Genomic DNA, 21882 nt, shown 5'->3' with positions numbered 1-21882 from the left:
TTGTTTTGACAAGAGGTTTACTTAGAGACGAGCGTGCTTTTTATTAGTATTACTAGCCATACCTTGCACTCAATATTCAAGGATAACAGTATGCTCGGAGTTGAAACGATCGCTTTAGAAGCAGCCAAAAACTTAGCTGGAATATTTGTCAAAAACGCTTGGGAAACAGGAGGTAAAATTTTAGGGCAATTGGGCGAAACTGTGGATAAAAAAGTTCAAAATCTAATATTTACAGCTTCCAAACAATACGTCCAAAACTACAGCGATCGCCACGGCATCTTAAAAGTATTGGGTATGCGCGAACCTGTCGCATTGGAATCAGTATATACCGCCGTTCAGTTTTTGGATAAGTGGGATATCCGCCGTTTTGAATCAATTGAAAACTTAGAAATATCTTACCGAGAAACCCGAAGTTTTCAACCGAAAAATTGCCTGAAGCGAGACGGACTGAAAGTTGCTAACGAGAAGCAATACTTAATGGTACTCGGTGGCCCTGGCGCGGGTAAATCTACCTTTTTGCGGAAGCTGGGACTGGAAGTCTTAAAAGGCTTTCAAGGAGGATTTGAGCATGAGTGTATCCCCGTTTTTATCGAGTTGAAAGGATTTAGATCCGAAAATATGGATGTGCAAAAATCGATTGTTGAAGAGTTTCGTCTTTGCGACTTTCCCAACCCAGAAGAATCAACGACAAAATTACTAGAGCAAGGAAAGCTGTTAATTTTGCTGGATGGGTTGGATGAAGTGCCAGCTAAAGTGATGAATGAGACGATCGGCCAAATTCAAAACTTTGTCGATCTCTACAAGAATAATCGGTTTATTATTTCTTGCAGAACGGCTGCATACCGACAAAACTTTCGCCGCTTTACTGATGTGGCAATGGCAGAGTTTGACAATGCCCAAATTAAACAATTTATTGGCAATTGGTTTCATTCGGAACTCGATAAAAAATTAGGCACTGCCCAAAAGTGCTGGCAACTACTCCAAAAACGAGAAAATGCGGCAGCTAAAGAATTAGCTCAGACTCCTTTGTTGCTAACTTTGCTGTGTCTGGTTTACGATCGTTCGCAAAACTTTCCGGCTAATCGCAGTATTCTTTACCGCAAAGCTCTGAGAGTTTTGTTAGAAGAATGGGCGGCGGAAAAGCGGATTTTGCAGGATGAAATTTATCAAGGAATGAGGACGGAGTTAGAAGAGATTTTACTAGCGGAAATTGCCCATATAGGGTTTGAGGCAGATCGACTGTTTTTTTCGCAGCAGGAGGTTGTTAGTCAAATCAAGGCTTTCTTGGCTAGTAATTTGAATGCACCGAAGCATTTAGATGGTGAAGGAGTTTTGAAGGCGATCGCAGTTCAACAAGGAATCCTGGTAGAAAGAGCAGAGGATGTGTTTTCATTTTCCCATTTAACGCTTCAGGAATATTTAACCGCTCAATACATTACCGACCATTACCAAATCCCGAAGTTAGTCGCCGAACACCTGAACGATAAACGTTGGCAAGAAGTATTTTTGCTAGTAACGGGACTGATGCGCGGCGGGGCAGATGAGTTGCTGTTAATGATGGAAAAGGAAGCGCAAAAGCATATCAATACTCCTAAATTACAAGGTCTACTTAATTGGTCAAACCAGGTGACAGAAGGGACGGAAGGAAACTTTAAACCAGCTGCTAAACGAACCACTGCTTTGTTCTTAGCTTTGGGTCGCGATCGCGCTCACGAACTCGCCAGCATTCTCAGTCCAAATCTCGGTCGTATCCTCGAAATAACTCGCGTTCTCGATCTTGCTCGTGCTGTTAATCCTAACTTAGAACGCACTCTTAATTCTACCCGTACTCCTTGCCGTCCCGCCACTCACACCCGCGCCTTCTCCCGCGCCCTCACACGCGCTCTCGCTCAAGAATTGCAGGATATCAAAATTTTCAAAGATGTAAATTTTACCGTCCTAATTGCTCGACTAGAAGTGCTGAAAGCGAAAGCTCCGGGTATTGATCGATCTGACAACGTGCATCAAGGATTCAACAATCGCGTCTCTCAAACCTGGTTAAATGCTCTTAAGATTAAGCCCGAACTAATTTGCTTATGCTGTCAAGAATTACAGGCTCTCGAAGATTACCTCTATGCCAATTTGCTGATAGTAAAGTGCAAACAAGCCGCAGTGCGGATGTCCCCAAAAATTTGGGAAGCAATTGAGGCGCGAATGTTACTGGGTAATTGTCAAGATTGAATAATTTCACGCAAACGAAGCCAAGCAATCTGGGCAATTTCTTGCAAAGCTGTTTGTATTTCTGCATCCTTGGGGTTTTCTAATCTTTGAGAAAAAGCATTGAGGATGCTTTGTTTAGTATGATTTTTCACGGCGATGATAAATGGAAAACCAAACTTTTTCTTGTATCTTTGGTTGAGGGAATGAAAGCGATCGAACTCTTCACCACTTAACCGATCCAATCCAGCACCAGCTTGTTCTTGCACGGAAGATTCACTCATTCTAAGTTTACTTCCCAAATCCGGATGCGATCGAATTAGTTCCAACTGTTCCTCCAAACTTGCATTTCGCACCACTCCCACCATCGCCTGATGTAAAGATGACAAATCTGCAAAAGGTCGCTTACGATAAACTTTTTCAGCTACCCAAGGCGAATCCTCAAAAATTCCACCTAAAACTTCGATAAAATCTTGCTGACTCAGTTGATTAATCTCAGCTATTTGATACCTCATCAGTCTATTATCTCCCCTCCAAAAATTCTAATCAACATCTGTGTTCATCTGCGTTCATCTGCTGATATCTGTGGTTAAACCTAAATCCTATTAACTCCCGCGATAAGTACTATACGACCAAGGCGACACCAACAAAGGTACGTGATAATGCGCGTGAATATCCGCAATCCCAAAACGCACCGGAACGCGATCGAGAAAATGTGGTTGAGGCGTTTTAATTGACTGTGCGGTAAAGTATTTTCCCACATCAAATATCAACTCGTAAACACCCACCTCTAATTCACCCTCAGAAAGTAATGGTGCATCAATACGTCCATCTTGATTTGTATGCACTATTTTAAGTAACTTTCTACCATCATTCTGCGGGGTAAGAAACCACAATTCTATTTCCATATTTGCAGCGGGAATACCTTGCGCTGTGTCGAGTACGTGGGTGGTGAGTTTACCTGGCATTCTTGATTAGTCTCTGGTTAGTTTTAATTTAATCATTCCGTAGGGAGGACGCGGATCGCAATAAGATTTGATTTTTTCGTTATCTTCAGAAACAAATGCGCTATCCCAAAGACGATTTTGGGCGGTGAAGGAAACTTCTGTCATTTGGGGGAAACGATTTAACAATCTAGTTCCCATTTCGTGGATGAGATGCTGAATCGATTTGCTGACAAATTCATGGAAGACAACTTGCACCAAATCGCGCACTTGTTCGGGTGCGATGTATTGGGATAAGTCGGGGTTGATTGCATTCCCCGCATCGGTGTATTTCCAGAAGACATCCAGATAGATGAATAGGGGGCGATCGATCCGTTCGGGTAATGTGGTATAGTTGTCGCGATCGAAACTGGCAAAGGAACTTCCGGTAATCTTAATTAACTGCAATCCCACTCGTCCGCATTCGTGAGATACTATTTTTATGTTATCGTCATCTCGGTCAATATAAAGAGTTGCGATCGCACTATCGTCATGCAGCCTACTAAACAAAACATTGCTATCTACAAAACTACCATCTTGCGGAACTGATGCCGCTATAAACGGTTGTTCCTTTCCCGTTATCCGCAGGGAAGACATTTGGGGATAAGTTGCCAAAAATTGCTGACCGAGAAAATAGAGGAAACCTTCTAGGGTAGAATCATTGTATGCGATCGCATTTTGCAAAACAAAGTTTTTCATCGTATCCGTAGCGACCACATTTCGATTATCCCCCTCCGTGTAAGCTAGCAGAAAATTATTGCCAAATACCTCCACGCCAACATCGACAGCAAACAGAATATTTTCTTTGCCAGCAAACGCCGACTCAGGTATTTTTGTCAATCCCAACATCGGTTTACCGTAAGTGCGATAAACCGTAACTTCTTCTTTACCGTAGCTGATTTCGTAGTTCATATCGATTTGAGATTTTGGATTGATAATATTAAAAAGCCTCGCTCTTTAAAATCCCAAAAGATTGTACCAAACAACTGTAACAAAAATCACAAAAAGAGGAAGTTGCCATGACTACAGTTTACCCCCGCGATATGGTCGGTTACGGTGCGAATCCACCGCACCCAAAATGGCCGGGAGATGCCCGAATCGCTTTACAAATCGTCATGAATTATGAGGAAGGTTCGGAATATTCTATCCCGGATGGCGATAACCACTCGGAAACTTATTTGTGGGAAGTTCCCGGCGCGTCGATGGGGCCAGGAAATCGGGATTTAATCGTGGAATCGGTGTACGAATATGGCAGTCGATCGGGGTTTTGGCGGTTGATGCGGCTGTTTGCAGAACGCGACATCAAAATTACCGTTTTTGGTGCTGCATTGGCCTTGGAGCGCAATCCAGAAGCGGCAGACGCTATTGTTGGGGCTGGATACGATATCTGCTGTCACGGTTGGCGCTGGATCGGCTATCACTTATTAAGTGAAGAGGAGGAACGGGAACATATTCAGCGTGCGATTAAATCGCTGGAAAAAACCACTGGTAGCCGTCCGTTGGGGTGGTATTGTCGTTACGCACCGAGTTTAAATACGCGCAATTTAATCGTAGAAGAAGGTGGTTTTCTTTACGATTCAGATGCGTACAATGATGATTTGCCTTATTGGGTGGAAGTGGAAGGAAAACCCCATCTCGTGATACCTTACACTCTCGATAATAATGATATGAAATTTTCGGTTGCGCCCGGATTTAATAGCGGCGATGACTTTTTTACTTATCTCAAGGATGCTTTCGATGTGCTTTATAAAGAAGGCGAAGTAGCACCGAAGATGATGTCTGTGGGATTGCATACCAGGCTGGCGGGACGACCGGGACGAACGGCTGCACTGGCGCGATTTTTAGACTATGTGCAAAAGCACGAAAAAGTTTGGATTTGTCGCCGGATTGATATTGCGGAACATTGGATTAAAAATCATCCATACCAGCCAAAATAATTGCGATCGTACAGGGTTGGGTTTCCCTATCGCTCAACCCAACCTACAATTATAAGATTGGGCTAAAGGTTGGGGTATCTTTCTACTATTTTGAATTGTTGCCAGAGGCGCGTTGTTGAATTCGCCTCTGCTTGAGTGTTGGCGATCGCCAAAATTTGTTGTTCGTATTCAGTCGCTTTATCGTATTCACCGAGATAACGATAAGCTGTCACCAAATTTTGCAAACAAATCGCTTCACCTTGGCGGTTTTTCACTTCCCTTTGGATGGCTAAACTTTGGTTGTAGTAATCAATTGCTTTGCGATAATCTCCCAGCGAATAGTAAACAGTTCCAATATTTCCTAAAGCGTCCGCTTCTTCTTGGCGGTGTTTAATTTGACGTGCGATCGCTAAATTCTGCTGAAGGTATTGAATTGCTTTTTCCCGCTCTTCGAGCAGAAAATAAGCATATCCAATATTTCCCAAAGCTTGCGCCTCGCCGAGACGGTTTTTGATTTCTCGATAGATTGTGAGCGCTTTTTGCCAAGAGTTTAAAGCTGCCTCGTATTGGCGGTTTTTTTGTGCTTGTGCAAAACCTTGTTGTTGCAATCTATCTGCTTCTGCTTGGCGATCGCGTCCTGTTTCAGCCTCGACTTGGCTTGCCAAAGATGAGGCTGAAAAATTGCAGAGCAAAGGGAGTTGAACAGAAATTAGGAGAGGAATGAAGGCGAGGATTTTAATTGGCGATCGCACGAGCATTGGCATAATATTGAGCTACACCAATAATGTCTTATGCAAAGACAATTAAGTTCCCACCTCAGCAACTACTGTTTTGATTTTTTATAAGCTGCCCACCCACCAAAATTAGAAACATCAGGCCATTGATATTGTTCCGCTAACTCTCGCGGGTACAGCATAGCAGTAACTTCTTCCCCATCAGACAAAACTACCTTTCCTGCATACAAGTTAGGTGGTTCTGTAGAAAGTAAATAATCGTATTGTTCCGCCGTCAATTCGTACACTTCACCTGCAATAGCAATGCCTCCTTCTTCCACCTCATAAACACCGGGATGCCAATCTTTTTCTACAGCGTGCATCCGGTATTTTGGCAACGTAACTGCTTCCTTGATAAACTTGGCAGATTGCAAATTTTGGTGATCGGGTTGACCCCGCAGCGCCGAACCGCAAATAAAGAACAGTTTTGATTCCATTTAACTTTCATCCTTTCTTTCGCTTTCTATAATTAATATCATTTTTTTGGTGATTTCGGGTCTAATATCCTGTAAGGACACGGCATAATTAAAATTTTCGTATGACCGACATCTTGATGATGCCGTTTACCTAAAAATGTTCAGATTGAACATTTGCATCATAATTTCCAAAGGCTTCCATACCTTGCCCGTAACTCTGCGTTAAAATTTTATAATCAATTACCAGTTTTAGCTATGACGGTAAATTCTGTTATCTACGTAAATCAAGAACGGCTAAACAACAGCATCTCTCGTTTGGCAGAAATCGGGAAACTACCCGATGGAGGAGTGCGCCGCATTGCTTACAGCCCAGAAGATTTGCAAGCCCGCGAATTAGTGAAAAGATGGATGACAGAAGCAGGGATGAACGTGCGAATTGATGCGGCTGGTAACATGATTGGCACTTATCCCGGACAAGTGGAAAAAGCACCAGTTTTGGCAACAGGTTCCCACATAGACACCGTTCCATCAGGGGGAATATATGATGGAACGCTGGGTGTTTTGGCAGGAATTGAAGTTGTGCGAGTTTTCAAAGAAAACAATATCAAATTAATCCATCCGCTGGAAGTAATTGTATTTACAGATGAAGAAAGCACGATGCTTGGCAGTAAAGCTATGTCCGGTAATATTGTCAGCAATCCGGAATATTATCGCCGCGATGATGGCACCTCAATTCAAGCTTGTTTAGAACGCATTGGTGGTAACTGGGATAAGCTTAGCACAGCGCAGCGCAGTAAATCTGAAATAGCTGCTTACTTAGAGTTGCACGTCGAACAAGGGGTCGTGCTAGAAACTGTGGCTAAACAAATAGGTATAGTGTCGGGAATTGTCGGACAAAATCGATTCAATATCGCCATTACTGGTAAGGCTAATCATGCCGGAACTACGCCAATGGAGATGAGAAAGGATGCGTTAGTTGCGGCTTGTCAAGTTGTTTTAACTGTGAATAATTTAGCGATAAATAGCCAGGGAGATATGGTAGCAACTGTGGGCGCTTTTAACGTTTGGCCGAATGCTGCCAATATCATTCCAGCCAAAGTAGAAATGAGCCTAGATGTTCGCGATATCTATCTATATAATATATATAATCTAGCCATAAACTTGCAAAAGCAAATATCAGTAATTGCAGCCAACACGCAAACGAAAATTTCCATGCAGCCGACTTTGCGGGTGGAACCAACCTTAGCCAAAACGGAAATAAAAGATGCGATCGCACAATCTTGCCGTCAATTACAATTAAGTTATCACCATCTCCCCAGCCGCGCCGGTCACGATGCCCAAGAAATTGGTAAATTCACCGATATGGGGATGATTTTCGTGCCTAGCGTCGCCGGAATCAGTCACTCGGAATCAGAATATACTTCAGCAGAGCAATGCAGCCAAGGAGCTAACGTTTTGCTGCAAAGTTTGATACAATTAGACCAACTGTATCCTGTTTAAATTAATTACTATATCCGCTAAAGTTAGATAACTAGATGGATCTGCATTACATCGAAACCTACTTACGTCCTAAAGATTTACAAGCAGTCACCAACTGGCAACCTGGATGGGCTTGGCTGGCTGGTGGGACGTGGCTTTTCTCCGAACCGCAACTGCATCTCAAAACCTTGGTAGATTTAGAGCAATTAAACTGGCGAGAAATTGAAGTCACCCCAGAAGGTTTGGCAATTGGCGCTACCTGCAAAATGGAAAAATTATTGCATTTTTCCTACCCGGAAACTTGGACGGGAATAAAAGCATTGCAAAGCGCAGTTAACCATTTGGCATCTTTTAAAGTAACGAACGTGGCGACGGTAGGAGGCAATATTTGTCTGGCTTTACCTGTCAGTAATTTTGCCCCAGTGATGGTAGCATTGGGAGCAAGTTATGAAATATTCGATCGCACTTACCAACCTTATCAAATTTCCGCTTTAGAATTCCAAACTGGCGCACAAAAAACAGTCCTACAACCAGGAGAAGTTTTGCGAAAAATTTGGATTCCTCAATCTAATTTAGAATGGCTGGTTAACTTTAAACGCATCGGCGTTACTGCGACTGCTTATGCGCTTTCAATTGTCGCAACAGCCTATCACCCAAAAACATCCCAAGTGCGATTTGGCTTGGGTGCTTGCATTTGGTCACCACGGCTGATAGAGTTTTCCCATATCCCCACATCTGGAGAAATTGCCGAAGCTTTGTTATCTCAAATTCCCCCGTCAGAATTTATCGAAGATGACAAAGCTAGTGCAGCTTATCGCCAACACTTAACTCAAATTTTAATGCAGCGATCGCTCGCCGAAATACTATGTCAGAATTCATAACATTTCAAGTTAACGGACAAACCTATAACGAAACTACCGTACCCGGAACGACGCTTTTAAGTTTATTGCGCCATCTCGGTTGGTATGGAGTGCATCGCGTTTGCGAAACCGGAGATTGCGGCGCTTGCACTGTTTGGGTAGATGACAAACCGATTCATAGCTGCATTTATCCAGCGATGCGAATTGAAGGAAAATCTGTCACCACAATCGAAGGTTTGGCAAAAGATGGACAGTTGTCTTCCATGCAGTCAGCGTTTCTACAAAAGCAAGGTTTTCAGTGTGGTTTCTGCACTCCTGGCGCGATAATGACTGCGGAAAAAATCAACTGCAAAACCGAAACAGAATTGCGTTCTGCTTTGCGAGGAAATATCTGTCGTTGTAGTGGTTATCAAGCTATAGTTGAAAGTATTTTGCTGGGAAACAAAGCAGATTTAATCCAAAATCCGAAATCCGAAATCCAAAATTCCGTGGGTGAAAGCATTCCCAAACAAGATGGCATAGAAATTGTCACGGGAAAACCAGTTTATACACCAGATTATACCCCGGCTGGATTATTGCATTTAAAGGTATTGCGTTCTCCTCATCCGCACGCACGCATCCGCCAAATTCGCACCGACAAAGCGAAAGCACTCCCAGGAGTTCATGCTATTTTTACTCACGAAGATGTACCGAGAATTCCCTACACCACGGCGGGACACGCCGAACCGCAACCAGATCCTCTCGACCATTACTTATTAGATAATAAGGTAAGATTTGTAGGCGATCGCGTTGCTGCTATCGTTGCCGAATCTGTCGCTATTGCAGCAAAAGCTTGTGATTTGATTGAAGTTGATTATGAGATTTTACCACATATCATCGACCCAGAAGAAGCGATGAATCGACCGGATGTGGTAATTCACGATGAACCAGAATCGTATCAGATACCGGAACGCGATCGCAACATTGCCGGAAAAGTTATCCTCGAAAAAGGTAACATAGAACAAGGTTTCGCCACCGCCGATTTAATCGTCGAAAATACCTACAATGTGCCAGCAGTTCAGCACGTTCATTTAGAACCGCACATCAGCATTAGTTGGCTAGACGAAGATAGCAATTTAGTCATTCGTTCCAGCACGCAAGTACCTTTTCATTGCCAAACGTTACTATCCAAACTATTCGATTTCCCCAAAGATAAAATCAGAGTATTCAAAACTAAAATCGGCGGCGGATTTGGCAACAAACAAGAAATTTTAAGTGAAGACCTTTGTGCCTTTACCACTCTGAAAACAGGTCGTCCCGTGCAATGGGAATTCACCCGCCACGAAGAATTTACGGCTACCAATAGCCGCCACGCAATGAAAATTCGCCTGAAAACTGGAATCAAGAAAGATGGTACGATCGTAGCTCAAGATATGACCGCAATTTCCAACACTGGCGCTTACGGAAATCACGCTACCACAGTAGTTTATCTCACAGGTTGTTTCCCTCTCGGTTTGTATCGTTGCGCCAATCAAAAATTTATCGGTTATGCGGTTTATACTAACACAATGCCAGCCGGAGCATTTCGCGGTTACGGTGCAACCCAAGGCAGCTTTGTAGTAGAATCGCAATTAGATGAAATTGCCGAACGACTAAATATCGATCCAATAGAACTGCGACTCAAAAATATTATCAATTCTGAAGATATCCTCAGTTTAGGAACTAGAGGTGATGACCATTTCCATGTAATTGGCAGTTATGCTATTCCTGAATGTTTCGAGAAAGTCACGCAAGCACTTGGCTATATTCCGGGAGTGCAACCAATCGCAAACGGTCATCTGCGGCGCGGTTTTGGATTCGCAGTGGGAATGCAAGCAAGCGGTTTAGCTAAAATTCATACTGCTGGCGTCAAACTATCTTTAAAAGAGAATGGAAAATATTTGCTCAAAACTGGCTCGATCGATGTCGGTACGGGTTCCGATACTACATTAAGACAAATTGCCGCGCAAGTGCTAGGGGTTGCCATTGCCGATATAGAAATCATCGCGGGAGATACCAAAACCACACCTTACGATGCGGGTTCTTATGCTTCCGCAACTACTTATATTTCCGGTCAAGCTGTAAATTTAGCTGCTCAAAGATTACGCGATCGCATCTTAGAATTTGCTGCTAATATTTTGAATTTTCAAACAGAAGAATTAATTCTAACCGCTAACACAGTGCAATCCTCAAACGCAGAAATTTCTCTGCAAGAAATAGCCCAACAGGAATCTTTAGAAGTAGAATTAGAATATGCGGCTGATAAATCTTCTATGACCTTCGCCGTGCAAGGTGTGGAAGTAGAAGTAGATACGGAAACAGGACATATTAAAGTTCTGCGTTGCGTACAAGCGATCGATATCGGCAAAGCAATCAATCCCAGAATTTGTGAAAGTCAAGCTATCGGTGGTATGGTGATGGGATTGGGTTATGCTTTATCGGAAGAATTACGAATTGACGCACAAGGAAACACGCTTAATCCCAGATTGAGAACCTATCAACTTCCCACAGCACAAGACATACCGCTAATGCAAGTTTTCTTAGTAGAAAAAGCCGACCCTTACGGCCCATTTGGTGCAAAAGGAATAGGCGAAATTTGTACTAATTGTACTGCACCTGCGATCGCCAATGCCGTTGCTCATGCTACTGGTGTTAGATTAACCCAATTACCGATGACACCCGAAAGAGTTTGGAGGCATTTGGTAGGTAGTAGTTTGTAATTTTTTATAAGAATAAATTACTGTTTCTCATATACTAATCAGCTGGGGTTTAGAAGTTGAGAAGGGGATATTATGGTTTTGGATTGGTACGCACGCAGAGTACGATAAGCCGATCGCTAAATAATAGCGAGATCGCTTGTATATCCTCTTTACCAAAAATATTTTAATTTCCCCATATGCTACTTTCCAAACACCATAAATAAACCATCAACTATATTCGATTTTATCGATAAGATTTCTTGATACCATTTCTCTAGCTTAAGTTACAAATTGTTATATAGTATTAAAAGTCGGCTTTCCTCATTTGCCCATGTTCTTCTTTTTACCATCTCTCCCAGTAGCTCAAATTCCCGAACCAGCAATTGTCGATCGCCGTTTCGTTACCCAAACCAGCGAAATTCGTCCTCTACCGGGACAACTCGATCGGGTTTTGGTTTTCAACAGCAATAGCCCGGAAGTAGTACAGACAGAGGGAATTTTGCTTTCCACTTTTCCTACTGATGGCAAAGCATTCCCCCAAGCACACCTGAACAAACCTTTGGTGGGGCGCTTCGATTTATTTTCCCATCACATTGCGCGATCGTCCGCAGACCGACGTTCCATGTATCAAGGTTTACTCGTTTACAATCCGAACTCGGAACCCGTGACGATCGAAGTTCTGCAAGCTGTCAGTTATGCTAACAACCCAGATGCGCCATTTATCGATTTACCAACAATCGTAGAAGATCCCATTGGCAGCGTATTTTCTGGGCCAGGATCGCGGGTCATGGGAGAGATTTTGCGCGGCAAAAACCAGCCAAATTTTCCTTCCAAGCTGATAATTCCACCGCAACAAACCCAGATGCTATTTAGTTTACCCATTCTGCGATCGAGCGGTCGCACCGTCTTCATGCGCTTGCAAAGTAGCGCCCCAGTTTATATGGCAAATTTAGCCATGTATGCGATTCCCAATCCAATCGAAATTAGTCTGGAAGATATAAACGTATTCGATACCGAAAATTATTTATTTCCACCTCCAACTTATCGGGAACCAACCCTAGAAGAATGGCAAAACCTGTTAATTTCCGGCAGATTGGCAGAACCGCGCGATCGACCGCCCATCGATCCAGAAAAACAAGATAGTGAAGATTTAGAAAAAGTTTTTGGGAGAGTAGCGGGAGTTTCGATCGGTTCCGAATGGAATACTCGCATTACCGATCGACAAGGAGAAAAAAATCTCACCATTCCCACACCGGGAAATGCTTTTTCTTATCCCATCAGTACCGTTAATTATATTACTCTTGGCACCAGGCAAGTACAAAGCGCACAAATGGCGGTAGGCTATCCAGATACAGCTTTAGCCGCGCATGGAAATTACGCGGTGCGCTATCACCTCACCCTACCTTTGTTTAACAATAGCAATACTGCCAAAACAGTTATTTTATCGATGCAAACACCTTTCAAACAAGAAAACAGTCGCGATCGCCTTTTCTTCGTCGAACCACCCCAAGGACAAGTTTTCTTTCGCGGTACAGTGCGGGTTAATTACATTGACGATGCGGGAATAAACCAAGATAAATTCTATCATTTAGTGCAGCGTCAAGGTCAGCTAGGAGAACCTTTAGTTACTTTAAACATACCCCCCAACCAAGTTCGCCAAGTAACTGTTGATTTTCTCTATCCTCCCGACGCTACGCCACCGCAGGTAGTCACGGTGAAAACTTTGCCATAATATTTGCGATCGCATCTATCTGTTTGGGAATTATATGCCAAATCGGGATATGGCATTGCCATATCCCGATTAACTTATTCCGCAGACGGCATCTCGTCTAACACTTTCTGAAATTCAGCCAAAGAACCAATTACGATCGCAATCTTCAACAGCCTTTTCAGCACAGACACCCGATCTATGCCATTAATCGCCTCGACTATCGAACTTGGCACATATCCAAATCGGGTTTCCAGGATTTCGATCGCATTCTCTCTGGAAGTTTCAACAATTCCTTCTTCTTTCGCCAGCCGTTCGATACTGGTGACGTACCGCATTCTACTAGCCTCCTCGTAACTTCTCGCTACTTGTTTAAAACTAGACGCCAACTCTTGTGGCAAAACCATGATCCAGTCAATAAATCGAAACAATTGCACAACATCTTCGCGACTGTATCCGCGATCGTACAACCGTCTGACTAGGTTTAATTTCCACTGTAAACGACTCTCTGGGTTTTGTGGTGTCGCCTTTGTCCGCAAATGGGCCATCACCACCATCCCAAAGGGATTGGTAGTTTGTTCTAAGGTTTCCCATTGCGCTTCGTAGTCCAAAAGTTTGGCGATGGGAAACTCCAAGCTGACGCGACACCCCGCCAACTCATAACCGTAGCGGTCAGGTCGCCAATTTTCCCGATCGTCCGCCAAAACTGCCAAGCTGATGACTCGTTTTTCGTGGCGATCGAACAAGCGATAATTGTAAGTGTACATCCGCTTGGCAAATTCGATATCATAGCGTCCTTGGACTTCTACGTGGACTAATACCCAAACTTCCTCGCCATCCAGCAACCAAACCTTTGCCACCTTGTCCACCAGACACTTGCCAATTTCTGCATCTGGTTCCAGCTGTTGCAGTTCGTTGTCCAGAAATTCGTAAGGTCGCGTCCAGTCGATCGCATCATAAGCTAGAGGAAAAAAGAATTCCAAGAATTGCGGAAAATATGCTTCGATAACTTCTTTCCAAGGACTATCGTAATCCGTGCGTTGTTCGGTCATTCGATGAAAGGATTTTGGATTTTGGATTTTAGATTAGTTCGATTTTGCTTCACTCAACCCAACCTACAGAAAAATTTCATTCATAAGTGCGTAGGGTGCGAAGCGCGATCTCGTAACGCACCTTCGGGTTTTTCACCCCGTTTCAACCTGCATTAAATTTTGTTACGATTGACTGGATGCGCCCAAACCTTGTCTGGCGCTAAACTTCCCCTGCTACTTCCTTGGAGACTCCGAATGCTGCGACTCGAACATATCAGTAAAATATACCCCACCGGCGAAGTCCTCAAAGATGTCAACTGGGAAGTCAAGCCAGGAGATCGCATCGGCTTAGTCGGCGTCAACGGTGCGGGTAAATCTACCCAACTCAAAATTATCGCAGGCGAAATCGAACCCACCGCAGGCGAAATCATCCGTCCCGCCAGTTTGCACATTGCTTATCTCACCCAAGAATTTGAAGTTGACCCCACCCGCACCGTCAAAGAAGAATTTTGGCGTGCTTTTGTGGAAGCGAACAAAGTACATGAAGAACTGGCGCTGGTACATCGCGATCTGGAAACCGCGACCCCAGAAGAGTTAGACAAACTTCTCCGCAAAATGGATAAGTTGCAGCGGCAATTTGAAGCTTTGGACGGTTACGGTTTGGAATCGCAAATTGATAAGATATTGCCAGAACTGGGATTTGAGCAAGGAGATGGCGATCGTCTTGTCAGCGCTTTTAGCGGTGGCTGGCAAATGCGGATGAGTTTGGGTAAAATTATCCTGCAAAAACCGGATTTGTTGCTGCTGGACGAACCTACCAACCACCTCGATTTGGAAACGATCGAATGGTTGGAAACTTACCTGAAAGGTTTAATCACGCCGATGGTAATTGTCTCCCACGACCGGGAGTTTCTCGATCGCCTTTGCACTCAAATTGTCGAAACAGAACGCGGCGTTTCTTCTACATATTTAGGTAACTATTCCGCATATTTGCTCCAAAAAGCGGAAGCGAAAGAAGCGCAATTAGCCGCCTACGAACGTCAGCAAAAGGAACTGGAAAAACAACAAGCTTTCGTTGACCGTTTCCGCGCCAGCGCTACTCGCAGTACCCAAGCCAAAAGCCGCGAGAAACAATTAGAGAAAATCGAGAAGATTGAAGCACCGGAAGGTTCTTTAAGAACTCTGCATTTCCGCTTTCCACCAGCACCTCGCAGCGGTCGCGAAGTTGTCGAAATTAAAGATTTGGTGCATACGTATGATGATAAAATATTGTTTTTGGGTGCGGAATTGCTGATTGAAAGAGGCGATCGCATCGCATTTCTCGGCCCTAACGGTGCTGGTAAATCGACTTTGCTGCGTCTGATTATGGGTATGGAAAAACCCACTGAAGGTAAAGTGCAATTAGGCGCACACAATGTTATCCCCGGTTACTTTGAACAAAATCAGGCAGAAGCTTTAGATCTGACTAAAACTGTCATGGATACCATCCACGACGAAGTACCAGATTGGAAAAACGAAGAAGTTCGCACGCTGTTAGGTCGTTTCTTGTTTAGCGGCGATACGGTATTCAAACAAGTAGGTGCTTTAAGCGGTGGAGAAAAAGCGCGTTTGGCTTTAGCGAAAATGCTGCTGCGTCCGGCAAATTTACTAATATTAGATGAGCCGACAAACCACCTCGATATCCCAGCGAAAGAAATGCTGGAAGAAGCACTGCAAAACTACGACGGGACGGCAATTATAGTTTCGCACGATCGCTACTTTATATCCCAAGTCGCTAACAAAATTGTGGAAATCCGCGATGGCGAATTTCGGGTTTATTTGGGCGATTATCACTACTATTTGGATAAAATTGAGGAGGAAAAAGAACAGGCGAGATTAGCTGCGATCGCAGCCGAAAAAGCCGCCAAAAAAGCTGAAAAAGCGGCGAAAGAAGCAGCCAAAAAAGCATCTGCCAAACGCAAATAAGCAGCCTATTGTGCAGTAAAAAAATGATCGAACTGTACAAATATGTAGGTAACAATGAAATTCAGCAAAAGGTAGCTGCTTTCCCAGTCGGTCTTAGAATTGAGTCTGTTTCGGGTCTGGTAGTTTGGCTTTACCAAAACAGGCAAAAACCGAACCCATCGGGATTAATTGCAGCTACTATTACCACAAAAACGCGAGAACCTAAACTAAATTCATCCGAAACGAGGAAATTCCCGTGACCGCCTTAACTCAGGAACAACGCGCTGTAGAAATTCTCAATCGTCTCAAACCCCTCTATTCCAATTCTCCCTGTCCTCTCAACTACGAAACGCCTTTGCAACTGCTGCTAGCTGTTATTATGGCGGCACAATGCACAGACGATCGCGTCAATCGAGTCACCGCTCAACTTTTTCCCCGCTTCCCCGATGCAGCTGCGATCGCTCAATCCGACTACACTGAGTTAGAAACAATACTGCGGCCTCTGAGTATGTACAGCAGCAAAGCCAAAAACGTACAAGCCACCTGCCGCATTCTCGTAGAGCGGTTTGACGGTCAAGTACCGCAAAACATAGACGAGTTAGTAATGTTACCAGGTGTGGGTCGCAAAACCGCTACGATGGTGCTGCATTACGCCTACGGAATCGATGTGGGTGTAACCGTTGATACCCACGTCAAACGACTGAGCGATCGGCTGGGATTGAGCAAACAAACCGACATCGACAAAATTGAGAAAGACTTGATGCAGTTACTGCCCCAGTCAGAATGGGGGAATTGTTTTGTTTTTCTGACATATCATGGACGATCGATCTGCAATGCCAAAAAACCAACGTGCGATCGCTGCGTTGTCGCCGATTTATGCCCAAGTTCCCCTCAAAGCAGCTAAAAATACCTTGTTAACAAACACAAGAAAATGTAAATAAATGTTAAGAAAATTCTCAATTTACCACCAGACAAGCTAATTTTCGATCGGGGATCAAAGAGAACAAATAGAAAATGTCTGTAAAAACAAGCATTTTCAGCGAATTAGGAGATTCTCAACCAAGATGCGAAGTTGCAAAACTCTCCATAAAGTTGAGCAATCTTCCCGTAAGTCGGTGATATCATTTCGGATGTATCCGATACAAAGAGCGATCGAGTATGGCCCAAGCGCCTGTTTCGCCCGTAGTGCTAATAATCCTAGATGGCTGGGGTTACCGTGAAGAAACCGACGGCAACGCCATCGCCGCTGCAAATACACCCGTGATGGATAGCCTGTGGGCAGCCTATCCCCATACCCTGCTACGCACATCAGGAAAAGCAGTAGGTTTGCCAGAAGGGCAAATGGGCAACTCTGAAGTGGGGCATCTGAATATAGGGGCAGGGCGGGTCGTACCCCAAGAGTTAGTTCGCATCACAGATGCCGTAGAAGATGGCAGCTTGCTCAACAATCCAGCCTTAGTAAAAATTTGTCAGGAAGTCAAAAACAGCGGTGGTAAGCTGCACTTAGTTGGATTGTGTTCGGAAGGCGGCGTGCATTCCCATTTAAGTCATCTGCTGGGATTGCTGGATTTGGCAAAAGCACAAGAAATTGCCAATGTTTGCATCCATGCCATCACTGACGGTCGCGATACCAGCCCAAAAGAGGGTGTAGAAGCGATACAAAAAATTCAAGATTATATAGACCGAATTGGTGTAGGCCGCATCGTCACCATCAGCGGTCGCTACTACGCGATGGATAGAGACCGTCGTTGGGATAGAGTTCAAAAAGCCTACGAAGTGATGACCCAAGATGGTGCGGGCGTTGCGAGTTCTGCCGTCGAAGTATTGCAAGCCTGCTATGAAGAAGGCGTAACCGATGAATTCGTCATCCCCATCAGAATAGCCCCCGGAGCCGTAGAGCCGGGAGATGGTATAATATTCTTCAACTTCCGTCCCGATCGCGCCAGAGAATTAAGCAGCGCTTTTGTCAATCCCGAATTCAACGGTTTTCCCAGAGAGCAAATTCGTCCCCTCACTTTTCTCACTTTTACTCAGTACGACCCAGATTTACCGGTACTGGTAGCTTTCGAGCCCCAGAATTTGAGCAACTTGCTGGGAGAAGTGATTGCCAGACACGGTTTAAAGCAATTGCGTACTGCCGAAACGGAAAAATACGCTCACGTTACCTACTTCTTCAACGGTGGTCTAGAAGAACCATTTGAGGGGGAAGACAGAGAACTGGTACAAAGTCCGATGGTAGCAACCTACGATCGCGCACCTTTAATGTCCGCCGAAGCAGTCACAGATGTGGCGACAAAGGCGATCGAAAAACGCATTTACTCATTCATAGCCATCAACTACGCCAACCCAGACATGGTGGGACACACGGGTATATGGGAAGCCACCATTACAGCCCTGGAAACCGTAGACCGATGTTTGGGTCGCCTCTTAGAAAGCATCAACAAAGCCGGTGGCACCGCAATTATTATCGCCGATCACGGTAACGCCGAGTATATGTGGGATGAACAAGGTAACCCCTGGACTGCACACACAACTAACCCAGTTCCCTTTATCCTCGTCGAAGGCGAAGGTGTAAAAATTCCCGGACACGGTACAGACGTACAGCTGCGAAGCGATGGTCGTTTAGCAGATGTGGCCCCCACCATCCTGGAAATTTTAAAGCTGCCTCAGCCAGCGGAGATGACAGGCCGTTCCATGATAGAGCCCACAGAATTGCAAGTCAAAGCGAATCGGACACCGATGCGAGTTTCTCTATAATTTACTAATAGGGATTGGCCAGATGGAATTGGGCACAAGAAACAATACCCAATTCCAAATTTGCAATCCCAATCCAAAATCCAAAATCCAAAATCCAAAATCCAAATGACCGTTATCAAAATTGTAGAAATTATCTGGGCACTGTCTGCTTTAGGTCTGACCGTTCTAGTGCTGCTGCATAGTCCCAAAGGAGATGGCATAGGGGCTATTGGAGGTCAAGCGCAATTGTTTAGCAGCACCAAGAGTGCAGAAACAACTCTAAACCGCGTTACCTGGGGTTTAACCGTGATTTTTATGGGTTTAACCGTGCTTTTGAGTGCCAACTTGTTATCCTGATAACTCATATCATGTCCGGTGACATCGGTAGTGAAAAAAATTTGCGCTCACATCTGTGTTCATCTGTGTTTATCTGTTTTCATCTGTGGTTAAATTTCAATCCATGATTCGTGCAGACAAGCGGTTAAAATTCCGTCAAACAGATTTTTCGGATAAACTTCCAGCACAAAAATGCCGCGCAACTTAACGATCGCACTAGCAATCTGCACTGCCATCTTAATTATGGCAGTCGATCGCTTAGCAGCAATGCCTGCGGAGGCAAAATTACCGCCTCTCCAGGCACATCCTCTCCCAGCAACGCTGGCGCAGTGGCAGGACACAACCAAAAGCGGTGACTACTTCTCGGAAGTAAAGCCAACGGAAATGGGTTATTTAGTTTGGTCGCAATTGCCCGTCAAGGTTTACGTCCAGAAGCAAGAGGAATCGGCTGCAACCAACAGCGAGCGATCGCCAAAATGGATAGAGGCAGTTTTGCAAGCAGTACAGGAATGGAGCGTTTACTTGCCTTTGGAAGTAGTCAACTCGCCAGATCGAGCGGATATCAAAATTTGGCGATCGCGTCCTCCCCTCAGAGCCACCTTAAACCCCAGCACAGGTCGCTTTGAATTGCCTCGCGTTCGTTCCGCCGAAACTCTCTACGAATTTTATCTTCGCAAATTCCCAAATTCTGCCACAGTTTTATCACAAAGATTTAATATTCAAATTAGTCCCAACCAAGCCCCCGATTACATTTTACCCAGCGCCCGCCACGAACTCGGTCACGCACTCGGTATTTGGGGTCACAGTCCTTTAGAAACGGATTCCCTCTACTTTGCACAGGTACGCCATCCAGCCCCTATTTCATCCAGAGATATCAACACCCTCAAACGCATTTACGAACAGCCCACTCGTATAGGATGGTCTTTGCCAGAAAGTTAGGTTCTTTCGGGTCGAGCAGGTAAAATGTTCATTAGACATCTGCAAAAATTCTTGTGGGGTAGGCATCCTGCCTGCCTTTGAGATTCTTTTGGAGGAGATGTCTATTATTTGTGTTACCAATTTGGGAGATGGTGCGTTAGGCAGCGCAATTTAATTATTAGTTGCAATACTTAATTTTTCACCCGTGCCTAACACACCCTACAGTTAAATATGACTGAAAATTCACCAATGCCCGATGAAACAAACCAGAATTTTTCCGGTTTGCGAGCTGAATGTCTCTCTTTCCCGGAAATAATATCTCAGTCATTTGCCAACGTTGCACCAACCGCAGCGCCTACAATATCTGTAGGATTAGTGTTTGCCAACGCCGGAAACGGAACTTGGTTAACTTTTGCGATCGCGATGATTGGTGTAGTATTGGTCGGCCTTAATATTAGCCAGTTCGCTCGTCGTTCTGCATCTCCAGGTTCGCTTTACGCCTACATTAGTATGGGCCTTGGTTCAACGATGGGAGTGATTTCTGGATGGAGTCTTTTGCTAGCTTATCTATTTGCCGGGATGGCTGTTGTAGCTGCATTCAGCAACTTTGCCAATGTCTTGCTAAGCTTAATCGGCATCGAATTATCTCCTATATTTTTGTTGGCAATTTGTACTGGCTTTGGCTGGTATCTTGCGTACAAAGATATCCAATTATCAACTAAATTAATGCTGGGACTGGAAGCTTTTTCTGTCAGTTTGCTATTGCTTATAGCAGCTATAGTTTTATTCAAACATGGCTTTGCGATCGATATGTCACAACTTTACCTCAAAGATACAAAGCCAGATGAATTAATACTTGGACTTATACTGGCCATTTTCAGTTATACAGGCTTTGAAAGTGCAACAGCCCTTGGAGATGAAGCCAAAAATCCGCTCAAATTTATTCCCGCTGCTGTGGTTTTAACACCCATACTTTCCGGCTTATTCTTTACTTTACTTGCCTACACTGAAGTGCTAGCTTTTAGCGGTTACAGTACGCCTTTAGACAAAAGCGATTCCCCCATCAACGATGTAGCTAATATAGCAGGGGTAGGATTTTTAGGTTTGCTAATTACAATTGGAGCGCTAGTAACTTTCTTCAGCTGCGTTATCGCTTGCATCAATGCGGGATCGAGAATTCTGTTTACAATGGCTAGACACGGCATATTTCATGATGCGATGGGTTTAGCGCACAAAAGCAACAAAACGCCTCACATTGCCATCACCATGTTATCTATTATTTTGTTTATTGTACCCGCATCCATGTCGTTGTTTAGTCTGTCAATATTGGATATTATTACATACATGGGAACTCTGGCTACCTATGGATTTTTAACCGCGTACATTTCGATCGCAATTGCTGCACCTGTTTATCTTTACAGACAGAGAGTATTGAATATACTCGATATTGCGATCGCAGTTTTAGCAGTTCTCTTCATGCTGATCCCGATCGTGGGTAGCCTATACCCCGCACCACCCTTCCCATTTAACGTTTTCCCTTACTTGTTCTTGATGTACCTTTGCGTTGGTGGCGCGTGGTTCTTAATGCTGCGCCTCCATTCTCCAGAAGTTATTGAAAACATGGAAGATGAACTGGAAAAAATTCACGCCAAATTTAGCGAAATGAAAAAGATTTGAGTTTTGAGAGGGTTTAGGGTAAGAAGAGTCTAGAATCAAAATTTTTATGAACGATCCCTAAAATCGCACCTCAGCTTTCCTGAGTATAAATTAAGCGATCGCTAATAGACATCTCCAAAAATTCTTGTGGGTTAGGCATCCTGTCTGCCCTTTGAGATTGTTTTGGAGGAAATGTCTAATCATAATCTTACC

The 21882-nt window shown here is 44.2% G+C and carries 20 protein-coding genes; 13 read left to right on the top strand and 7 right to left on the bottom strand.

Annotated features, from left to right (window positions below):
* The first annotated feature begins 90 nt into the window (after nt 1-90).
* On the top strand, nt 91-2220 hold the full coding sequence (locus tag H6G03_RS13190; RefSeq protein WP_190464831.1) for an NACHT domain-containing protein: 2130 nt from the start codon (nt 91-93) through the stop codon (nt 2218-2220).
* Here the strand turns inward: H6G03_RS13190 and uraD are convergent.
* The 3 genes from uraD to pucL all read right to left on the bottom strand — a co-directional run bounded on the left by uraD (nt 2211) and on the right by pucL (nt 4091).
* Nucleotides 2211-2711: a 2-oxo-4-hydroxy-4-carboxy-5-ureidoimidazoline decarboxylase gene (gene uraD, locus H6G03_RS13185; protein ID WP_190464830.1), complete on the bottom strand. Its 501-nt coding sequence runs from the start codon at nt 2709-2711 to the stop codon at nt 2211-2213. The genes H6G03_RS13190 and uraD overlap by 10 nt on opposite strands.
* Before the next feature lie 90 nt (nt 2712-2801).
* Nucleotides 2802-3164: a hydroxyisourate hydrolase gene (gene uraH, locus H6G03_RS13180; RefSeq protein ID WP_190464829.1), complete on the bottom strand. Its 363-nt coding sequence runs from the start codon at nt 3162-3164 to the stop codon at nt 2802-2804.
* 6 nt (nt 3165-3170) lie between these two features.
* A complete protein-coding gene (pucL, locus tag H6G03_RS13175) occupies nt 3171-4091 on the bottom strand; it encodes a factor-independent urate hydroxylase (RefSeq protein WP_190464828.1) in 921 nt (306 codons plus the stop codon).
* A gap of 107 nt (nt 4092-4198) precedes the next feature.
* On the opposite strand from pucL, the gene puuE reads away from it, so the two are divergent.
* Entirely contained in the window at nt 4199-5116 is a 918-nt protein-coding gene (puuE, locus tag H6G03_RS13170) for an allantoinase PuuE (RefSeq protein ID WP_190464827.1), read from the top strand.
* A 62-nt stretch (nt 5117-5178) separates the two neighbouring features.
* On the opposite strand, the gene H6G03_RS13165 is transcribed toward puuE, so the two are convergent.
* Nucleotides 5179-5859 (bottom strand): tetratricopeptide repeat protein, encoded by a 681-nt coding sequence (locus tag H6G03_RS13165; protein ID WP_190464826.1) that lies wholly within the window; start codon nt 5857-5859, stop codon nt 5179-5181.
* Between the two features lie 59 nt (nt 5860-5918).
* Entirely contained in the window at nt 5919-6305 is a 387-nt protein-coding gene (locus H6G03_RS13160; RefSeq protein ID WP_190464825.1) for an allophanate hydrolase-related protein, read from the bottom strand.
* Between the two features lie 234 nt (nt 6306-6539).
* Here H6G03_RS13160 and H6G03_RS13155 point away from each other — a divergent pair, with 234 nt between their 5' ends.
* The 4 genes from H6G03_RS13155 (at nt 6540) to H6G03_RS13140 (ending at nt 13072) form a co-directional block, all read left to right on the top strand.
* Entirely contained in the window at nt 6540-7784 is a 1245-nt protein-coding gene (locus H6G03_RS13155) for a Zn-dependent hydrolase (protein ID WP_190464824.1), read from the top strand.
* Between the two features lie 35 nt (nt 7785-7819).
* Nucleotides 7820-8644 carry an FAD binding domain-containing protein gene (locus tag H6G03_RS13150; protein WP_190464823.1) on the top strand — a complete coding sequence of 275 codons (825 nt, stop codon included), beginning with the start codon at nt 7820-7822 and terminating at the stop codon, nt 8642-8644.
* The gene (locus H6G03_RS13145; RefSeq protein ID WP_190464822.1) at nt 8629-11361 is read left to right on the top strand and encodes a molybdopterin-dependent oxidoreductase; all 2733 of its coding nucleotides are present in this window, start codon (nt 8629-8631) and stop codon (nt 11359-11361) included. The genes H6G03_RS13150 and H6G03_RS13145 overlap by 16 nt, the downstream gene beginning before the upstream one ends.
* A gap of 310 nt (nt 11362-11671) precedes the next feature.
* Nucleotides 11672-13072 (top strand): DUF3370 domain-containing protein, encoded by a 1401-nt coding sequence (locus H6G03_RS13140; RefSeq protein WP_190464821.1) that lies wholly within the window; start codon nt 11672-11674, stop codon nt 13070-13072.
* Between the two features lie 74 nt (nt 13073-13146).
* On the opposite strand, the gene H6G03_RS13135 is transcribed toward H6G03_RS13140, so the two are convergent.
* Nucleotides 13147-14100 carry an RpnC/YadD family protein gene (locus H6G03_RS13135; protein ID WP_190464820.1) on the bottom strand — a complete coding sequence of 318 codons (954 nt, stop codon included), beginning with the start codon at nt 14098-14100 and terminating at the stop codon, nt 13147-13149.
* A gap of 234 nt (nt 14101-14334) precedes the next feature.
* Here H6G03_RS13135 and H6G03_RS13130 point away from each other — a divergent pair, with 234 nt between their 5' ends.
* The 5 genes from H6G03_RS13130 to secG all read left to right on the top strand — a co-directional run bounded on the left by H6G03_RS13130 (nt 14335) and on the right by secG (nt 19116).
* Entirely contained in the window at nt 14335-16044 is a 1710-nt protein-coding gene (locus H6G03_RS13130) for an ABC-F family ATP-binding cassette domain-containing protein (protein ID WP_190464819.1), read from the top strand.
* Nucleotides 16045-16067: 23 nt separating this feature from the next.
* A complete protein-coding gene (locus H6G03_RS13125; protein ID WP_190464818.1) occupies nt 16068-16283 on the top strand; it encodes a hypothetical protein in 216 nt (71 codons plus the stop codon).
* Nucleotides 16280-16927 carry an endonuclease III gene (gene nth, locus H6G03_RS13120; RefSeq protein ID WP_322111903.1) on the top strand — a complete coding sequence of 216 codons (648 nt, stop codon included), beginning with the start codon at nt 16280-16282 and terminating at the stop codon, nt 16925-16927. The genes H6G03_RS13125 and nth overlap by 4 nt, the downstream gene beginning before the upstream one ends.
* 254 nt (nt 16928-17181) lie before the next feature.
* On the top strand, nt 17182-18780 hold the full coding sequence (gpmI, locus tag H6G03_RS13115; RefSeq protein WP_190464817.1) for a 2,3-bisphosphoglycerate-independent phosphoglycerate mutase: 1599 nt from the start codon (nt 17182-17184) through the stop codon (nt 18778-18780).
* A 105-nt stretch (nt 18781-18885) separates the two neighbouring features.
* Nucleotides 18886-19116, top strand: a complete 231-nt coding sequence (gene secG / locus H6G03_RS13110; protein WP_190464816.1) for a preprotein translocase subunit SecG — start codon at nt 18886-18888, stop codon at nt 19114-19116.
* An 89-nt stretch (nt 19117-19205) separates the two neighbouring features.
* Here secG and H6G03_RS38800 read toward each other — a convergent pair whose 3' ends face one another.
* Complete coding sequence (locus H6G03_RS38800) at nt 19206-19331, bottom strand: hypothetical protein (protein WP_255512223.1); 126 nt, start codon at nt 19329-19331, stop codon at nt 19206-19208.
* Between the two features lie 7 nt (nt 19332-19338).
* Here H6G03_RS38800 and H6G03_RS13105 point away from each other — a divergent pair, with 7 nt between their 5' ends.
* Both H6G03_RS13105 and H6G03_RS13100 read left to right on the top strand, forming a co-directional pair.
* The gene (locus H6G03_RS13105) at nt 19339-20034 is read left to right on the top strand and encodes a peptidase (RefSeq protein WP_242056928.1); all 696 of its coding nucleotides are present in this window, start codon (nt 19339-19341) and stop codon (nt 20032-20034) included.
* A 210-nt stretch (nt 20035-20244) separates the two neighbouring features.
* Nucleotides 20245-21690 carry an APC family permease gene (locus H6G03_RS13100; RefSeq protein ID WP_199315280.1) on the top strand — a complete coding sequence of 482 codons (1446 nt, stop codon included), beginning with the start codon at nt 20245-20247 and terminating at the stop codon, nt 21688-21690.
* Nucleotides 21691-21882 lie beyond the last annotated feature (192 nt).

The organism is Aerosakkonema funiforme FACHB-1375 (genome assembly GCF_014696265.1).
GTDB classification, from domain to species: domain Bacteria; phylum Cyanobacteriota; class Cyanobacteriia; order Cyanobacteriales; family Aerosakkonemataceae; genus Aerosakkonema; species Aerosakkonema funiforme_A.
This window is presented reverse-complemented; position numbering and strand designations above follow the sequence as displayed.

Bases quoted from the DNA above. Each gene is read 5' to 3' on its own strand.
- H6G03_RS13190 (WP_190464831.1), top strand. From the start codon at position 91: ATGCTCGGAGTTGAAACGATCGCTTTAGAAGCAGCCAAAAACTTAGCT.
- uraD (WP_190464830.1), bottom strand. From the start codon at position 2,711: ATGAGGTATCAAATAGCTGAGATTAATCAACTGAGTCAGCAAGATTTT.
- uraH (WP_190464829.1), bottom strand. From the start codon at position 3,164: ATGCCAGGTAAACTCACCACCCACGTACTCGACACAGCGCAAGGTATT.
- pucL (WP_190464828.1), bottom strand. From the start codon at position 4,091: ATGAACTACGAAATCAGCTACGGTAAAGAAGAAGTTACGGTTTATCGC.
- puuE (WP_190464827.1), top strand. From the start codon at position 4,199: ATGACTACAGTTTACCCCCGCGATATGGTCGGTTACGGTGCGAATCCA.
- H6G03_RS13165 (WP_190464826.1), bottom strand. From the start codon at position 5,859: ATGCCAATGCTCGTGCGATCGCCAATTAAAATCCTCGCCTTCATTCCT.
- H6G03_RS13160 (WP_190464825.1), bottom strand. From the start codon at position 6,305: ATGGAATCAAAACTGTTCTTTATTTGCGGTTCGGCGCTGCGGGGTCAA.
- H6G03_RS13155 (WP_190464824.1), top strand. From the start codon at position 6,540: ATGACGGTAAATTCTGTTATCTACGTAAATCAAGAACGGCTAAACAAC.
- H6G03_RS13150 (WP_190464823.1), top strand. From the start codon at position 7,820: ATGGATCTGCATTACATCGAAACCTACTTACGTCCTAAAGATTTACAA.
- H6G03_RS13145 (WP_190464822.1), top strand. From the start codon at position 8,629: ATGTCAGAATTCATAACATTTCAAGTTAACGGACAAACCTATAACGAA.
- H6G03_RS13140 (WP_190464821.1), top strand. From the start codon at position 11,672: ATGTTCTTCTTTTTACCATCTCTCCCAGTAGCTCAAATTCCCGAACCA.
- H6G03_RS13135 (WP_190464820.1), bottom strand. From the start codon at position 14,100: ATGACCGAACAACGCACGGATTACGATAGTCCTTGGAAAGAAGTTATC.
- H6G03_RS13130 (WP_190464819.1), top strand. From the start codon at position 14,335: ATGCTGCGACTCGAACATATCAGTAAAATATACCCCACCGGCGAAGTC.
- H6G03_RS13125 (WP_190464818.1), top strand. From the start codon at position 16,068: ATGATCGAACTGTACAAATATGTAGGTAACAATGAAATTCAGCAAAAG.
- gpmI (WP_190464817.1), top strand. From the start codon at position 17,182: ATGGCCCAAGCGCCTGTTTCGCCCGTAGTGCTAATAATCCTAGATGGC.
- secG (WP_190464816.1), top strand. From the start codon at position 18,886: ATGACCGTTATCAAAATTGTAGAAATTATCTGGGCACTGTCTGCTTTA.
- H6G03_RS38800 (WP_255512223.1), bottom strand. From the start codon at position 19,331: ATGGCAGTGCAGATTGCTAGTGCGATCGTTAAGTTGCGCGGCATTTTT.
- H6G03_RS13105 (WP_242056928.1), top strand. From the start codon at position 19,339: ATGGCAGTCGATCGCTTAGCAGCAATGCCTGCGGAGGCAAAATTACCG.
- H6G03_RS13100 (WP_199315280.1), top strand. From the start codon at position 20,245: ATGACTGAAAATTCACCAATGCCCGATGAAACAAACCAGAATTTTTCC.